The following is a 15,374-nucleotide window of genomic DNA, read 5'->3' as shown; positions in this document are numbered from 1 at the left end:
CGTTTGCCCAGCACCGGCTCGATGCGCTGCGCAATGACGCGGTCAGCGGCAGTGGCAAGTCCAACAGCGCAGCCCTCTTGCCGGGGCAAAGTTTCTCGCTGACCGAACACCCCAACGGCAGCCTCAATACCGACTGGCAAATTGTTCATATCCGCCACACCGGTGAACAGCCACAGGCGCTGGAGGAAGAGGGCGGCAGCGGCCCGACTGTCTACCACAACGAATTTGGCGTGGTCAAAGCGAGCACCACCTGGCGCGCCCGCATCGGCAGCCCCGAGGCGCCTAACAAACCCATGGTGGACGGCCCGCAAATCGCCAGCGTGGTTGGCCCCGAGGGGGAGGAGATTTACTGCGACGAGCATGGCCGGGTAAAACTGCAATTCCCGTGGGACCGCTACGGCAGTTCCAACGACCAGAGCTCCTGCTGGGTGCGGGTGAGTCAGGGTTGGGCCGGTGGCCAATACGGCATGATGGCGATCCCGCGCATCGGCCACGAAGTTATCGTCTCATTTCTGGAAGGCGACCCTGACCAGCCCATCGTGACGGGGCGCACCTTCCATGCCACCAACCGCCCCCCTTACGAGCTGCCCGCCAACAAGACGCGCACCGTGCTGCGCACCGAGACCCACCAGGGGGAAGGTTTTAACGAGCTGCGTTTTGAAGACCAGGCGGGGCAGGAAGAGGTTTACATCCACGGTCAGAAAGACCTGAATGTGCTGATAGAGAACGACGCTGCTTGGCACATCAAGCATGACCAACACACAGACATCGACAATGAGCGGGTGACCCGCATCAAGGCCAACGACCACCTGACGGTGGAGGGCGAGAAGCGCGACCACATCAAAGCCGACTATTCGCTGACGGTCGATGCTTCCATGCACCAGAAACTGGGGCAGTCACTGCTGGTTGATGCTGGCAGCGAAGTGCACCACAAGGCAGGCATGAAAATCGTGATGGAGGCCGGGGCCGAACTGACCCTGAAAGTCGGCGGCAGCTTTGTGAAGATTGATGCCGGTGGTGTCACCCTCTCTGGCGGCTCCATCAAGATGAACTCTGGCGGGAGTGCGGGTTCTGGCTCGGGCTGGGGCGGGCAGATGCCGATACAACCTGATGATGTCGAGGTGGTGCCACCACCGCCACCGGTGGACCCCATCCGTCAGATGGCCACCCTCAAATCCGCTGAACCCGTCTGTGAAATTTGTGAGCAGTTGGCCAAGGAGGGCAAGTAATGGTCTTGCCAGAGCTCGCGTTGGCTAATGGTGAGCGTCTTTATCTGTTGCTCGATGGCGGACACCTCCCCGAGCTGGAAAGGCAACTGTTTGAGGTAATCGATAGCCCGGCTTACCAACCTCTTTATCTCTATTCCCCTTGGGATAGCTTGCGCGAGGTATCCCCCTGTCTGGTTGAGGCCAGTGAGCCGTTGCTCAGCTGGTTTCAGCAGCTGCCCGCCAATACGGGATGGCTGCTCGCCTCGCATTTGACGTTATTGCCGCTGGCTGACCAGTTACGCCAGCTCATCGAGGTCGAAAGCCCCTATGGCAGCCGTATTCTGCTCAAGCTGGCGGCCCCGGAAACCATGGCATGCCTGATGGTGGATGCGGACCCCTGGTTTTGGCAGGGGATAGCACAAGTCTGGTTGCCGACTCGTGCGGGTTGGCACCATTGGCAGGTCAAAGAGACGCTTGCCGAGCCGATGGGCGACAGGTGCAGGCTGACCGAGCCACAGTGGGCCCGGCTTGGTGAAGTGAGCTGGCAAAACCAGTTGGATGCGACTTATCGCCACATGCAGGCGTGGTTTCCAGCCCGGTTGTCTGCACAGAGTGACCCGCAGGCGTGGATTGCCCGCTGGGCCAAACAGGCTTATCAACTGGGATTTCAGACCGAGCGCGACCTGCTGCTGTTTTTCAATGTGCTGGGATTTGTCGGCGATGGATGGTGGGAGGGCGATGACTATCCGACCCTGACCAAGTATCTAACCTCTCCCTCGGCACAAACCCCGTCACAACGTGTGGAGCTGGCGGCCAACTGGGCAGAGCAGCACGCATTACCACAGGAGTTAAGCTAAATGGGCCAAATAAACCAACCCAAGCATGGCGCCACTCAGGCAGCCATGGCGACCAGCAATAAAGATTGTAAAAGCCCAGCCAGCCCCTGCTCTTTCTGTGACAAAGATATTGCCCTGGTGCCGGTGCGTTATGCCCTGGATGAGGTCGTTGAGGCATCAGCCACACAGCCTCATCCCCTGCCAGCCAAAGACTTCAAGGGCCCCCTGTCGCTCAAGGCTAACCCCTACACCCTGCGTCAACTGCGTGATGGCTGGCTCTATGTTTATTACGACATTGATAAAACAACCAGTGAACTCGATGAGTACGAGGTCAAGGGCAGCCAATTTATCCACAAAAGCAAGGGGAGCAAGGGCCATCTGCTCTATCCGGCCAATCTCACGGTCTCGATAGCCTTCTCCCATCAGCGCTGGACCGAGCGGCTGAAAAAGGAGTATCGCAAAGAGAGCCGCCTGCGCAGCCAAGGGATGCGCTCGTTCAATCTGCTCTCGTTGGCCCGCAAGATGGGGGGCGAGCATGCGGGATTATTGGATTTGCTCTCTACTCACGTAGCCGACATGGGCTTGCCCAACGAGGGATTCGTCGATAGCTGTGCCCCCCTCAAGGCCCCCGAGGGGGTTGAACCCGGCAAGCTGTGGCACGACAAACCTGCAGGCTCACCGGATGCCAGCAAGGCGGGTATGCCGGATTTGAAAAGTGCTCTGGTCGTTGCACTCGACGACCTTGTCTCGGATATGCACGATGTGACGATACGGCTGTGCGACATTATCCTTCGCTATGAACATCCCTTTAATGACGACGATACCCGTCACCGCTGGACCATGGCCGGTATCACCGAGATGCTGGCCCTGCCCCCGCTCGATGAGGGCAGCCTGCCTGCGTCAGCCAGGGGCGACCGTCTGGCGACCTTCAAGCTCAAGAAGCAGTTGCACTCCTATCTGGTTGCCAAGCATGACTACAAGGAGCGTCAAGGCAGTGGCCATCACTACATAGACTTCGGTGCCGAGCAGCGCCTGATGGCGCAGCATGCCCAGCTCAAGCAGCTGGGCCTCAACCCCGACCAGTGGGCCAGCTGGCCAGGGGTGCGCTTTGATGACGAAGTGAACTGGTCTGGGCTGGAAGGGATTATCCAACAATACGCGCAAGGGGTGGATGCCCTGCGCCCGCGCTGGCTGGCCAGCTATGACGATGCCCTGCAGCTATTGCAAGCCTTACCGACCACCCCTTTGCTGTTGGGGCTCGATAGCCAGACCGAGGATGCCCAGACCCTCCTGCTGGCCAGCAGTGGTCAGTGGCTCTTTAGCCTGTTTTTTGCCCCAGACACCAAACGGGGTGAACAGTTGACCAAGGCATTGAAAAAGGGGGCGCTGCCAGCACTGGCACACTACGGCTTTGATATCGAGGTCAAAAAAGAGCTCGAGAAAAACCCTGACTGGCTCGCGGTGGGCAATATCACCGGTGTCGCCAATGCACTGGCGGCGATGGAAGCGATAGCCAATAACGATCTTCTGAGCAATAGCAAGCTGCTTGGCGGGCTGCATGAGGGCGCCAAGGCGACCATGAGCGCCCTCAAAGGGGCCATCGCCGGGGTGGCCATCAAGCCATGGCAACAGCTCAGTGAGTTGCTGCATCCGCATTTGCTCAGCGGTGAAAAACTCGGTCGCACCCTGAGCCTGGTGGTGCTGGAATCCATTCACACCGGCCAGCAGGTGCGCATCAACCCCGCATTTGTGGCAGAGAGTCAAGCTTTTGTGGACCAGGTGCAGGGCAACCTGCTTGGCAAGTTGGCGGCAACAAACGGCAAGATAACAGAGGGCCACCTTGGCCGGATGAAGGCGGCAGGCGCCGAGTGGTCGCAACTGAAATGGCCCCGTCTGTTTGTGCAGGAAGGTGGCCTGCAGCAGGAGTTTGAGCGCAGAATGGCCAGCTACCTCACCTTGCAGCGGCAAGGTGCCAGAGGGGCACAAGCGGCCGCCAAGGTATGGCAAGGGTGGGGCAACTTTGGCGGGCTGGCGGCCCTGCTCAACATCGCCAACCTGACGGTGGCACTGCAAGGGTATGACGAAAACGCGCGCAAACTGCAGGGCAACCCTGCCGCACAGCGGGAGCTGAGTCGCAACCTAGCCTACACCGCTGCCTGGACCGGCAGCGCCATGGTCGCCATCAAGCAGGGGCAGGTGGTGGTGCCAAAAGAGCTGCTTGGAAAAACAGTTTCAGAATTGGCAATGGAAAATCCGGCCTTGGCACGCCGCTTTGCGCTCACCACCGGCTGGATGACCGGGCTGGGGCTGCTGGCGGCGGGGCTGGAGGCGTGGGAGACATGGCAAAAGACCGGGGATAATACCAATGCTGATATGGAGCAATTTGGTTACTGGTTAAAGTTGGGCGGTTTAGTGGCGCAAGGTGGCGCTATGGGGCGATCCCTTATGCTGTTGGGACGTGGAGCATCACTCGGTGCAATCTGGGCTCCCTGGATGGTTGCCGCTATCGGTATCGGCAGCCTGCTCTATCTGGCCGCTACCGTGATACTGGCTCGCTATAGCCGCCTGCCTGTCGAACGTTGGCTGTTGCAATCCACCTGGGGTACCGAACCGGCAGGCTGGAACCCGGTATACGAGCTGACGCAGTATGAGCGACTTAGCAGTCAACCCACTGTCAGCCTCAAGGGCCGGCAGCTTGAGATCGGGTTACCCGGTTATATCAACACTGTTGCCATCGAATTGGCGGTACGCCGCTTTAAGGTGCCAAGTACCCTGCATCGGGAAGCTGCCATGGCGGGCGGGCTGGGAGGGCCCGAAGCGCTCGATGTTCGTGTTGCTAGCGCAACCCATAACCTGCTGGTGCTGGATATGGGCAAGGTGTGGCTGACCGATGTCGATGAGCTGGTGGTCTGTATTATCTACCCGAGTCATGAGAGCCTGAGCGGAGAAGCACTGCGCTTTGTGGCCAGAGGAACCTTCAGTCGAGGGGTGATATTGACCGCAGAATCTGATATCAAGCTGCCAGTGAAAGGCACCATCATAGGGTTGCAATAACATGAGTGAAACAACAGAACAGCCGCAGAACGCAGAGGCTGATGGCGTCAACCACTACTACAGCGAGCAGTACCTTGAGCTGCAAAAGGAGCCGGTCTTATATGAGTGGCAGATTGATCATACGCCGCGAGCAGCATGGTCATCGTCACTGTTAATGGGGGGCGTGTTTTGGCTTATTGCATTAGTGACTTTCATCAATGGCAATAGTCATAATGCGTGGTCTTCACTTTGGTTTTTTTTGATCTTTGGGGTTATATCTGTTTTTTACAGTCGGTATTTAACTGACCCCAATCAGCTCTATCACTACCGAATGACTGCCAAGGGGATTTACTACACCCAGCAGGACAAGATCCCGGAAGTGGCTTACTCCATTGCACGCGGGATTGGTGGCTTGTTGATTGTGGGCAGCATCATCGCGGTCGGCTTGGTTGGCCCGCTGGCACTGGCTGGTGCTGGTGCTGGTGCCTTTCTGGCCTTTAAAATCACCAATATGAAGCCAGAGAAAAAATATTTAGGTGCGTTTTATACTGCAGAAGGCACATTGAAGTCGTATAGAAAAGATAATGCGTTTATTATTGAAAGCTCACCCTTTAAATTAATTAATCACATAGTGATTAACTGCAATGCCGGTGATTTTGATAATGTTTACCAAATAGCCAGACAGTTCACCCCGAATCATAATGAAAGAGAAGTCTTTACGTATCGGGAATTCAGAGGGTGAACAGGTTGAGAGGTTGTATTGATGCAGCCTCTCTGCCTGTTCAGAGGCCAAGTAAAGAGTTGAAATAAGATGAGTGACACCACAGAGCACAAGCAGAACGCAGAGAGTGCAGAGGCTGATGGCGCCAACCACGATTACAGCGAGCAGTACCTTGAGTTGCAAAAAGAGCCAACCTTGTATGAGTGGGAGATTGAACATCAACAGCGGTTAGTGTGGTTAATCACAGGGATCGCTAGTGGCTTTTTTTTAGTTATCAGTCTATCCATTTTTTTATTTGAGGAGCAGTCAAACGCTCGCGATTCGATGTGGATTTTTCTTTTTTTGAGTGTGTTAACAGCGTTTCAAGTCCGCTTTCTTTATTTACCCAATAAGCTCTATCACTACCGAATGACCGCCAAGGGGATTTACTACACCCAGCAGGACAAGATCCCGGAGATGGCTTACACCATTGCACGCGGAATTGGTGGTTTGTTGATTGTGGGCAGCATTATCGCAGTGGGCTTGGTCGGGCCGCTGGCCCTCGCCGGTGCCGGTGCTGGTGCATTTCTGGCCTTTAAAATCACCAATATGAAACCAAGAGTGTTTCATATTGGCTGCCAGTTCAAAGGCTATGGTGAAATTTCCATATTTAGGGATATCTATGGGATAGAAATTAAGGAGATGCCAAGAGCGACAGGACAGTACGGCATTGTTTTAACACACAAGGAAGATTATGAACGAGTGCTAAATGATTTAGCCCGCTCACTCCCTGACTATCAAATTACCGAGGCCGAGTCGCGCAAAGAGTTCGGTTATTAATCCATGGGGCAGATAGGGCGCAATTCAACGTCTCTGCCTCTTTGATCTACCAATAACGGTGAAATTTGCAACAGCGCCTGTTTTATTCGCCCCTTTTTCACTCTGCGAACCCAAATTTTTATGACATATCGAGCCTTATGGCTGGCGCTAGCAGCCAGCATGATAACCGCCTGTTCTTCCACTGCGTCACGCACTGACGCCGAGTTATCCCAAGCCGCTACTCAGGGCAATGGCAAGGCTCAATACGAGCTGGCCAAACGTCTGGCGGCCCAACCTGATTACCCCAATGCCATGCACTGGATGCAGCAAGCGGCTGAGCAGTCAGGCCCTTTGGCCGCTGATCAGCAGATCCGCGCCAACGCTGCGTGGCAAGTGGGTGACTGGTATCAGGCTGGGCTCGGTGAGCCCAAAAATCCGGCGCTTGCTACCCAGTGGTGGCAACGCTCTGCGCGGCTTGGCAACACCCATGCCAGCTATCGACTGGGCGTGATGTGCCAGGAGCAGCATCAAGGCAAGCTGGTGAGTGAATGCCTCGACTGGTTCGAGCAGGCCGCCAAGCGGGATCATGCCGAAGCGCAGTTAGTCCTGGCACTGTGGTACAGCAAACAACCGGGGGCTGATGCTGATGCCGTCAAATGGTTAGAAAAAGCGGCAGAACTGGGCAACCGTGATGCCCAGTACCTGCTGGGTCAGCGCTATGAAATGGGCAAAGGGGTTGCCAAACGGCCGGATATTGCCCAGCGCTGGAATGATAAAGCCGCTGCCCAACAGCAACCGGACGCCTTGTTGCTGCAAGCTAAACAGGCGCTTCCTTCTAATGCTTTCGCTGCCTATCAGCGCGCCGCCACTGCGGGCTCTGCCGAGGCTGAGCTCTGGCTAGGGATGGCATATCTGGCAGGGGAGCAAGTCCCCGCAGATCCCGCTTTGGGGCGCTATTGGCTGGAGCTGGCAGCCGGACACGGCTCCCACGAAGCCGAGTACCAACTGAGCTTGCTGCAGGTAGACCGGGAGCAGCAGGCCCACTGGTTAACGCTGGCCGCTGACGGTGGCGTAACCAAGGCGTGGTTTGAGCTGGCGGAGTTACAGCAGGACCAAGGGGCTTTGGAGCAAGCCAGAGCCAGTTATGCCAAGGCCGCTCAACAGGGCCACACGGCAGCGCAATACGCCTACGGTGAAATGCTGCGTTTGGGCCAAGGTGGCAAAGAGGATTACACGCTGGCTCTCAAGCAGTATCGCTTGGCAGCCCAGCAAGGTGACCGCATGGCCCAATACCGGATGGGGACGCTGCGTGAGAAAGGTCTGGGGGCACCGCGCAACCGGATACATGCCTATGCCTGGCTCTCCTTGGCCGCCACCGAAGGGATGCCTGAAGCCATGCAGGCCCGTGACGAGCTGGAGGCCGCGATGACCAAACCGGAAGTCAAACAGGCTCAAAAACTGTCGGAGCACTGGTTTGGCAAGATGTCATCAACGGTGAGGAAAAGCTAAAAAAAGAACATAGCAGGACGCGGCCCGATGAGCGCTTCCTGCTTGTTCGAGCCCATGAATCCATCATGGACCGACGTGGTTCTGGCAGATCCGTTCGATGGTCCGCTGCTTTCACCTTGTTCTGCACTGTATGCGCCAAGGCGCGTTCAGCAAGATCACCTGCATAGCTTGGCTCTGCGTCCCGCTTGTCAATGGAACATGGCAGAGGGGGAGGGGGACGGTGTATAGTAGCGCCCTTTTTTGATGAGCTCGGCCAGCCAGTGTCTGTTTTACAGGGTAGGCTGACCGGTATGTGGTCATGAGCAAGAGGACGACGAGATGAATCAATATTTGCTGGTAGCCGGCCTGTTGGGTGAACTCACCGCCGAGTTGCAGCGGCTGGAGCGCTGGCAAGATGAGCATCCGGTTGAAGAGGCCCTGGCGAGCGAGCTGCCGTTTTGTGTCGATACCCTGAGCTTCGATCAGTGGCTGCAATTTGTGCTGATCCCGCGCATGGAGCAGCTGGTCATGCTGCAAGCGCCGCTGCCCACTAGCGTTTCCCTCTATCCCATGGCGAGCGAAGTCTACAAGAACGAGCTGGCCGAAATGGCGAGCCTGCTGCGCCTCATCGGTCGCTTCGATCTGCTGCTGACCGGTAAGGTGGTGGAAAAATGAGCCTGACTCTGCGCGATCAAACGCAGATGTTGGCTGGCGCGTCCCTGTCGGGTGGCGGGGTGATGGCACCATGAAACTGACCCTGCTCTATCAGGATGACTGGCTGGTGGCGGTCAACAAGCCGTCGGGCCTGCTGGTGCACCGCAGCTGGCTCGACAAGGCCGAGACCCGCTTCGCCATGCAGATGACCCGGGATCTCATCGGTGGTCGCCACGTCTATCCCGTGCACCGCCTCGACCGCCCTACCTCCGGCGTACTGTTGTTTGCACTGGATCCTGCGGTGGCCCGTACCCTGACCGAGGCGTTTGCCGCCCGTCGGGTGCACAAGGAGTATTTGGCGCTGGTGCGGGGCTGGGCCCCGGAGCAGGGGGTGATCGATTACCCCCTCAAGGAGCAGCTGGACAAGATAGCCGATGCCATGAGCTCCCCGGATCGCCCGGCCCAGGAGGCGGTCACCGCGTTTCGTCGCCTGCACCAGGTCGAGTTGCCCCATGCGGTTTCCAAGAAGCACCCCACCAGTCGTTATAGCCTGGTCAAGCTGTTCCCAAAAACCGGTCGCAAGCATCAGCTGCGCCGCCATCTGGCTCATCTGTTCCACCCCATCGTCGGGGATACCAGCCATGGCGATGGCCGCCACAACCGCTTCTTTCGCGAGCAGCTGGGGTGTGAACGCCTGCTGCTGGTGGCCCGCAGACTCAGTTTCGAGCACCCGATCCTCAAAGTCCCGATGCGGATCCAGGCGCCGCTGGGGCCAGACGTATTGCAACTGTTTGCCGAGCTGGGTTGGCCCGCCAGCGAGAGTGACTACTGATCTTCCCCTGGCTTGCTCACTTGCGGCAGGGTGTTGCCTTCGACCGGGTTGTGGCATGCTGTAACGCCACGTCAGTCAAAGGAATCTGTTATGGCTCAGATAGATATAGTGGTTGGAACCGTTTATGGCGCGGCCATGCTGGTTGCCGAGACGCTGGCTGCGCAGTTGCAGCAGGCCGGACATGAGTGCCAAATCTTCGATGAGGCAGTGCTGGAAGACCTGGATCCCTCCCGCTTTCTGCTGGTGATCACTGCCACCACAGGGCAGGGCGATATTCCGCCCAATCTGCAACCCTTCGCCGCCGCCCTGGCCGACCGGGCTCCCTATATGAAAGGGTGGCGCTATGCGCTCATCGCTCTGGGCGATAGCAGCTATGAGCACTTTTGTGGGGCTGGCCGTCAGTTGGACGGCTTGTTGCAGGAGTTGGGAGCAAGGGTTTTGTTACCCCGTCTGGAGATAGATGCCACCGTCGACGATGAACCGGAAAAAGTGGCGCTGGCCTGGCTAACCGGCTGGGAAAATACGCTCTAGTTTCCCCAGAGCGAGAGCATGAGCCGTTTTTTCGTTCAATCAGATGATAAAGCAGGTAGGAAAGCCAGTGTTAGGCAGATTTTTCATACATGAACATAGCGAGCTTGTACAAAAATAACACACCTGATGTGCTTAAAACTGAACAGGGTGTTGGTTTAATATAATTAAATTAACATTTAAATAACTCATGCTCTCACTCTGAGCTTTCCCCTCCTTGTATTCTTTATATGTCCCCTGTTGGTTTGACCACGGGGGATGTTTATTCCCGGGACAGACAAGCCTCAACTGACCATATTTTTCGCCTTTTATCCGGCTATTTTTCTAGCATCCCTTCGCTTGGCCGAGCATGTATTTCTGTCATGACAGACATGCAAGAAAATTAAAAGTTCCGCATTGAAAGCGATTTCAGTCATGTTTTTGTCATTGATTTGGGTATTTTCATCTTAATAATTGAAGCGAATTAATGGTTGGTATCGTTTCCATGGCTTTATTGTTTTCATTTTTTTATAATTAATGGTGAGTTGTTGCTTGGTTTTTGCTTTTGGCATCCTATTAAACCCTCTCTGGCATGTTCCGGGTGGTTTGTCGCCATTCTGTGAATCAGCTCATGTTTGTCACGAAATTGGCTACCTATAATCGACCCCGGTTATCACCTAAGCGTTTTTATGGTGATAAGAACTTGAATATCAGGATCACACTCCTCTCAGCGGGAATAAGGAAAATGAAAATGAAAGCAAAGTGGCTTCCGATCGCTGCAGCAGTAACCGCAGCCCTGGCTTCCCAAGCCGCCTTCGCGGTTGATTTCCACGGCTATATGCGCTCTGGTGTCGGTACTTCCGACAACGGCAGCCTGCAAACTTACGCCAAACAGAAAGTAGGTCGTCTGGGCAACGAAGCCGAGACCTACGGCGAAGTACAGCTGGGCCATGAGGCCTACAACAAGGATGGCAAGTCCTTCTACGTAGACTCCATGTTTGCAATGGTTTCTGGTCAGCAAGGACGTGACTGGGAAAGCACAGGCGGCGACGATGCCGACTTTGCTCTGCGTCAATTCAACGTTCAAGCCAAAGGTGTTTTGGGCTTTGCCCCAGAATCTACCCTGTGGGCCGGTAAGCGTTACTACCAACGTCACGACATCCACATCACTGATTTCTATTACTGGGATGTGTCTGGTGCCGGTGCTGGCGTAGAAAATATCCAAGCTGGTCCGGGCAAGCTCTCTTTTGCATGGCTGCGTAACGACCCGTGGGAAGATTACGACAAGTTTGTTGGCGGGGTTGGTGTAGACGAGCGCGTTAACACTGACGTGCTGGACCTGCGTTATGCAGGCATCCCGCTGTGGAAAGATGGTTCTCTGGAGTTGGGTTATAACTACGCCCGTGGCAATCTGACCGATGAGCAGAAGTCCGTTCTGGGTGACAAGGAATTCGAGAGAAATGGTCACATGGTGACCGCAGAGTTGACCCAATCCATGCTGGGTGGCTTCAACAAAACCGTTGTTCAGTACTTTGCTGATGGTTATGCCGCTCAGGCGGTTGAATATGGTAGCGGTTCTGGTAGTGGCTTGAGCCAAGCTGCCGCCAAGGGCGACGGCTGGCGTTTCATCAACTGGGGCGTGCTGCCAGTGGGTGATAAAGTCGAAGTTGGTCACCAGCTGGTCTACGGGACTGCCAGTGACATCGAGAATAACAGCGCTGACAAGGAAACCTTCTCTGTAGTCGTTCGTCCGATGTACAAATGGAACGATACAATGAAGACCATTGCTGAGCTTGGTTACCACCACGATAGCAATAAGCCGCACAACGGTACCGAAAGCAGTGATATCGGTAAGAAGTATACCCTGGCACAAGCTTGGTCCGCCGGTTCTGGTTTCTGGGCCCGTCCGGAAATCCGTGTTTACGCTTCCTATTTGGATGCTGATGGACAGTTCCGTCCGGATTCCAATGGCGTGAAACAGGATGACGCTTGGACTTTCGGTGTTCAAGCCGAAGCCTGGTGGTAAGCTGTTCATGACATGATTACAAGCGCCCCCGCATGACGGGGGCTCTTTTTTACAACACGTTTCGTAGGGTCACGCAATGAGATATTCCAGATTAGCTTTGACTGTATTCTGCTCTGTTGCCCTGGGGGGATGTGCTGCGTTGGAAACGAACGTAGCCCCGACTCAAGAGTTCAAGTCTATTATGGAAAATCGCGAGGTTGCGATGGACCAATTGGCTACGGTTAGTAGCTGCTGTCGCGATGTCTCCAGCCTGCCTTTTCAGGATCTCCATCTTGGTTCGACCAAGTTGATCCCAATCAATGGCAGCTCTCCGGTTTACAATTTCAGTGAAGGGAAAAGCTATTTTTTAGCCTTCCGTTTACCCGTAAACTCTGGTGATCTACGTATCACAGTCGATGGATTAATTGATAAATCACTGTTCAACCCGACAGTCTTGATGCTTGATGCCAAATTTAATGTGACCCGCAAGTTAGGCAGCGATGTGTTCAAGTATGAGCCGGCGCGGATGCTGCAGGGGGATCGAATAGCAGCGGTGTTTACCGTTGATCGCTCCTATGTCGGCAACCCGAACAATGAGAGCTATATGGTGATCTATACCGACCATGGCACTCTGGATAAGACAACGACCATTTTTAGTCCCTCCAAGCTGATGACCAGGTCACTGGGGGTGGTTGACTACGGAGAGAAGGATCCTGTCATTCCGCACTCTCCCTGGGGCGTTGTCAGCATATCTGTGGAAGACTTGAGTGGCGTAAAGACAGACAGCAACTATTACAAGCCTATCTATCAGGATGTGATTGATGCCAATACGCCGGTGGTCAACTCTTCGCCTAATAAACTGGTGGTGCCACTGGCCACTACTGGGGTTGCCAAAAGTGTGGCACCCATGCTGACCGAGACCGAAGCCTTCTATCAGTCCCAAATCGAGAAAGCGGTAAAAGCCGGCGATATCGACAAGGCGATGCAACTGGTCAATGAGGCCGAGCGTGCCGGTTCAACCAAGGCGAAATCCATCTTTATTGACGCGGTCAAGCGTTCGCAAAAAGGCTGAATATTGCCCAGTCTTTATAGAATAATATTTATTTGAGGCCTCCCTTGTTGGAGGCCTTTTTAATCGGTAGACTAAAATAGAAAAACAGCAATAAGTTACATTTGGTTACAAGATGTTTCTTTTGGTATTGTTATGATTGGTTAAAATACAATGCGAAACAGCACTTTTCATATTAATGGCGTAGCATGAAAGTGCCGAATTATATCTTCAATTCTTTCGAATTCCCCCTCAGAATTATCTTGTGATCTCCCCTCCAAATTCTTTATTCCCTTGCGCCTGAACGAAGAAATTTCCGATCTACTGGGTTATATTCATCTGGTCAAAATAAACAACCCCCCAATCGAATTCATGCCGATGAAGATGATGCTCGTGATCGTCTATCAATTGGACTGAAGCGTTTACGGGAAGATAATCCATTCAGGAGCATACACTCATGATGAAAAATGCGTTTTCTAATCTGCAAAAGGTTGGTAAATCGCTGATGTTGCCCGTCTCCGTATTGCCAGTAGCAGGTATCCTGCTCGGCGTCGGTGCTGCAAACTTCAGCTGGTTGCCAGAAATTGTTTCCCATTTGATGGAACAGGCCGGTGGCTCGGTATTCGGTCAGATGGCCCTGCTGTTCGCCGTCGGTGTGGCCCTCGGCTTTACCAATAACGACGGTGTTTCTGGTCTGTCAGCCATCGTTGGCTACGGTATCATGACCGCCACCCTGTCTGTGATGGCGCCAGTGATGGGTGTTGACAAGATCGACACCGGTGTCCTGGGCGGTATCCTCGCCGGTGGTGTCGCCGCCTGGGCGTTCAACCGTTTCTACAAGATCCAGCTACCAGAGTATCTGGGCTTCTTCGCGGGCAAGCGTGCCGTCCCCATCATCACAGGTTTCGTCTCTATCGGCCTGGGTGTGATCCTGTCGGTAATTTGGCCGCCAGTTGGCGCTGCCATCGGTGCCTTCTCTGACTGGGCTGCCAACCAGAACCCGGTACTGGCTTTCGGTATCTACGGCGTGGTTGAGCGCTCACTGATCCCGTTCGGTCTGCACCACATCTGGAACGTGCCTTTCTTCTATCAGGCAGGTACCTGTGTTAACGCTGCCGGTGAAACGGTTCACGGTATCATGACCTGCTTCCTGACTGCTGATGACGCTTCCCGCGCTGCCGGTAACGGCTTCGGTCAGCTGGCTGGTGGCTACCTGTTCAAGATGTTCGGTCTGCCTGCTGCTGCGTTTGCTATCGCTCACGCTGCCAAGCCGGAAAACCGCGCCAAGATCGTTGGTATCATGGCCTCTGCCGCCCTGACCTCTTTCCTGACCGGTATCACCGAGCCGATCGAGTTCTCCTTCCTGTTTATCGCTCCTGTGCTGTACGCGATTCACGCCGTACTGGCTGGTCTGGCCTATGTGCTGACCAACTCCCTGGGCGTGGTACACGGTCATACCTTCTCCAACGGCTTCATCGACTTCGTGGTGCAATCACCCCGTGCCGAAAACATGCTGCTGCTGGTAGGTCTGGGTCTGGTCTACGCGGTCATCTACTACGTGGTGTTCAGCTTCGTTATCCGTGCCATGAACCTGAAAACCCCGGGCCGTGAAGACGAGACTGCGGAAGAGACCGTTAGCCAAAGCAAGGACGGGATGTCTGCTGCTCTGGTTGCCGCCTTCGGTGGTAAAGAGAATATCGCTTCTCTGGATGCCTGCATCACCCGTCTGCGGGTTGGTGTGAACGATGTGGCCAAGGTTGACCAGGCTGGTCTGAAGAAACTGGGGGCTGCCGGTGTGGTCGTGTCTGGTTCCGGCGTACAAGCCATCTTCGGTACCAAGTCCGACAACCTGAAAACCGACATGGACATCTGGATTAAGAGCAACTAATCCTGTTGCCTAAATATCTGCGTGTTTGAAGAGGGAGGCGAAAGCCTCCCTCTTTCTATGTGTGGTCCGGGATAGTGCGAGTCGACGTGAGTCGGGTCGTGGCAGGTATGGGGTTGCCCAAGTGGCGCTGTGGAACAGTCGGCCCTGTTCATAAGGTGGCATGCTTATCTCACCTTATCGAGAGTCATCAGTAGATAAAGCCTGCCAATAAAAAGAGCGCCACTTTGGCTAATGCCAGTCAGTTAAGCCTGACTGGCATTGTTTTTATTGGTTTTTTTAACTCCATACTTCTGTGGCCTTGGCTTCACGCAGCGGGGGTAACTTCGCTCCCTTCGGGCTGGCAATACAAACTGGCC

12 protein-coding genes are annotated in these 15,374 nt (G+C 54.9%); all 12 read left to right on the top strand.

The window, feature by feature from the left end; translation table 11 throughout:
- On the top strand, positions 1-1,229 hold a 1,229-nt coding region (gene tssI / locus GWQ22_RS18870), incomplete at its 5' end, for a type VI secretion system tip protein TssI/VgrG (RefSeq protein ID WP_275931269.1).
- On the top strand, positions 1,229-2,065 hold the full coding sequence (locus tag GWQ22_RS18865; RefSeq protein WP_275931268.1) for a DUF4123 domain-containing protein: 837 nt from the start codon (positions 1,229-1,231) through the stop codon (positions 2,063-2,065). The genes tssI and GWQ22_RS18865, both read left to right, overlap by 1 nt.
- Complete coding sequence (locus GWQ22_RS18860) at positions 2,066-5,098, top strand: toxin VasX (RefSeq protein WP_275931267.1); 3,033 nt, start codon at positions 2,066-2,068, stop codon at positions 5,096-5,098.
- A gap of 1 nt (position 5,099) precedes the next feature.
- The gene (locus GWQ22_RS18855; RefSeq protein WP_275931266.1) at positions 5,100-5,819 is read left to right on the top strand and encodes a hypothetical protein; all 720 of its coding nucleotides are present in this window, start codon (positions 5,100-5,102) and stop codon (positions 5,817-5,819) included.
- Between the two features lie 69 nt (positions 5,820-5,888).
- Positions 5,889-6,617, top strand: a complete 729-nt coding sequence (locus GWQ22_RS18850) for a hypothetical protein (protein WP_275931265.1) — start codon at positions 5,889-5,891, stop codon at positions 6,615-6,617.
- Between the two features lie 120 nt (positions 6,618-6,737).
- The gene (locus tag GWQ22_RS18845; RefSeq protein ID WP_275931264.1) at positions 6,738-8,105 is read left to right on the top strand and encodes an SEL1-like repeat protein; all 1,368 of its coding nucleotides are present in this window, start codon (positions 6,738-6,740) and stop codon (positions 8,103-8,105) included.
- 318 nt (positions 8,106-8,423) lie between these two features.
- On the top strand, positions 8,424-8,759 hold the full coding sequence (locus GWQ22_RS18840) for a YqcC family protein (RefSeq protein WP_275931263.1): 336 nt from the start codon (positions 8,424-8,426) through the stop codon (positions 8,757-8,759).
- A 70-nt stretch (positions 8,760-8,829) separates the two neighbouring features.
- Positions 8,830-9,570: a tRNA pseudouridine(65) synthase TruC gene (gene truC / locus GWQ22_RS18835; protein ID WP_042038132.1), complete on the top strand. Its 741-nt coding sequence runs from the start codon at positions 8,830-8,832 to the stop codon at positions 9,568-9,570.
- Between the two features lie 90 nt (positions 9,571-9,660).
- Positions 9,661-10,101, top strand: coding sequence for a flavodoxin (locus GWQ22_RS18830; RefSeq protein ID WP_042038134.1), 441 nt, complete (start codon positions 9,661-9,663; stop codon positions 10,099-10,101).
- A gap of 727 nt (positions 10,102-10,828) precedes the next feature.
- The gene (locus GWQ22_RS18825; RefSeq protein WP_275931262.1) at positions 10,829-12,103 is read left to right on the top strand and encodes a maltoporin; all 1,275 of its coding nucleotides are present in this window, start codon (positions 10,829-10,831) and stop codon (positions 12,101-12,103) included.
- A 181-nt stretch (positions 12,104-12,284) separates the two neighbouring features.
- On the top strand, positions 12,285-13,154 hold the full coding sequence (locus GWQ22_RS18820) for a MalM family protein (RefSeq protein ID WP_258224772.1): 870 nt from the start codon (positions 12,285-12,287) through the stop codon (positions 13,152-13,154).
- 433 nt (positions 13,155-13,587) lie between these two features.
- A complete protein-coding gene (gene ptsG / locus GWQ22_RS18815) occupies positions 13,588-15,018 on the top strand; it encodes a PTS glucose transporter subunit IIBC (protein ID WP_275931261.1) in 1,431 nt (476 codons plus the stop codon).
- The last annotated feature ends 356 nt before the right edge of the window (positions 15,019-15,374 follow it).

Source organism: Aeromonas sp. 1HA1 (assembly GCF_029237385.1).
Classification (GTDB): domain Bacteria; phylum Pseudomonadota; class Gammaproteobacteria; order Enterobacterales; family Aeromonadaceae; genus Aeromonas; species Aeromonas popoffii.
Note: the sequence above shows the minus strand (reverse complement) of the source record. Positions and strands in the feature narration are given on the sequence as shown.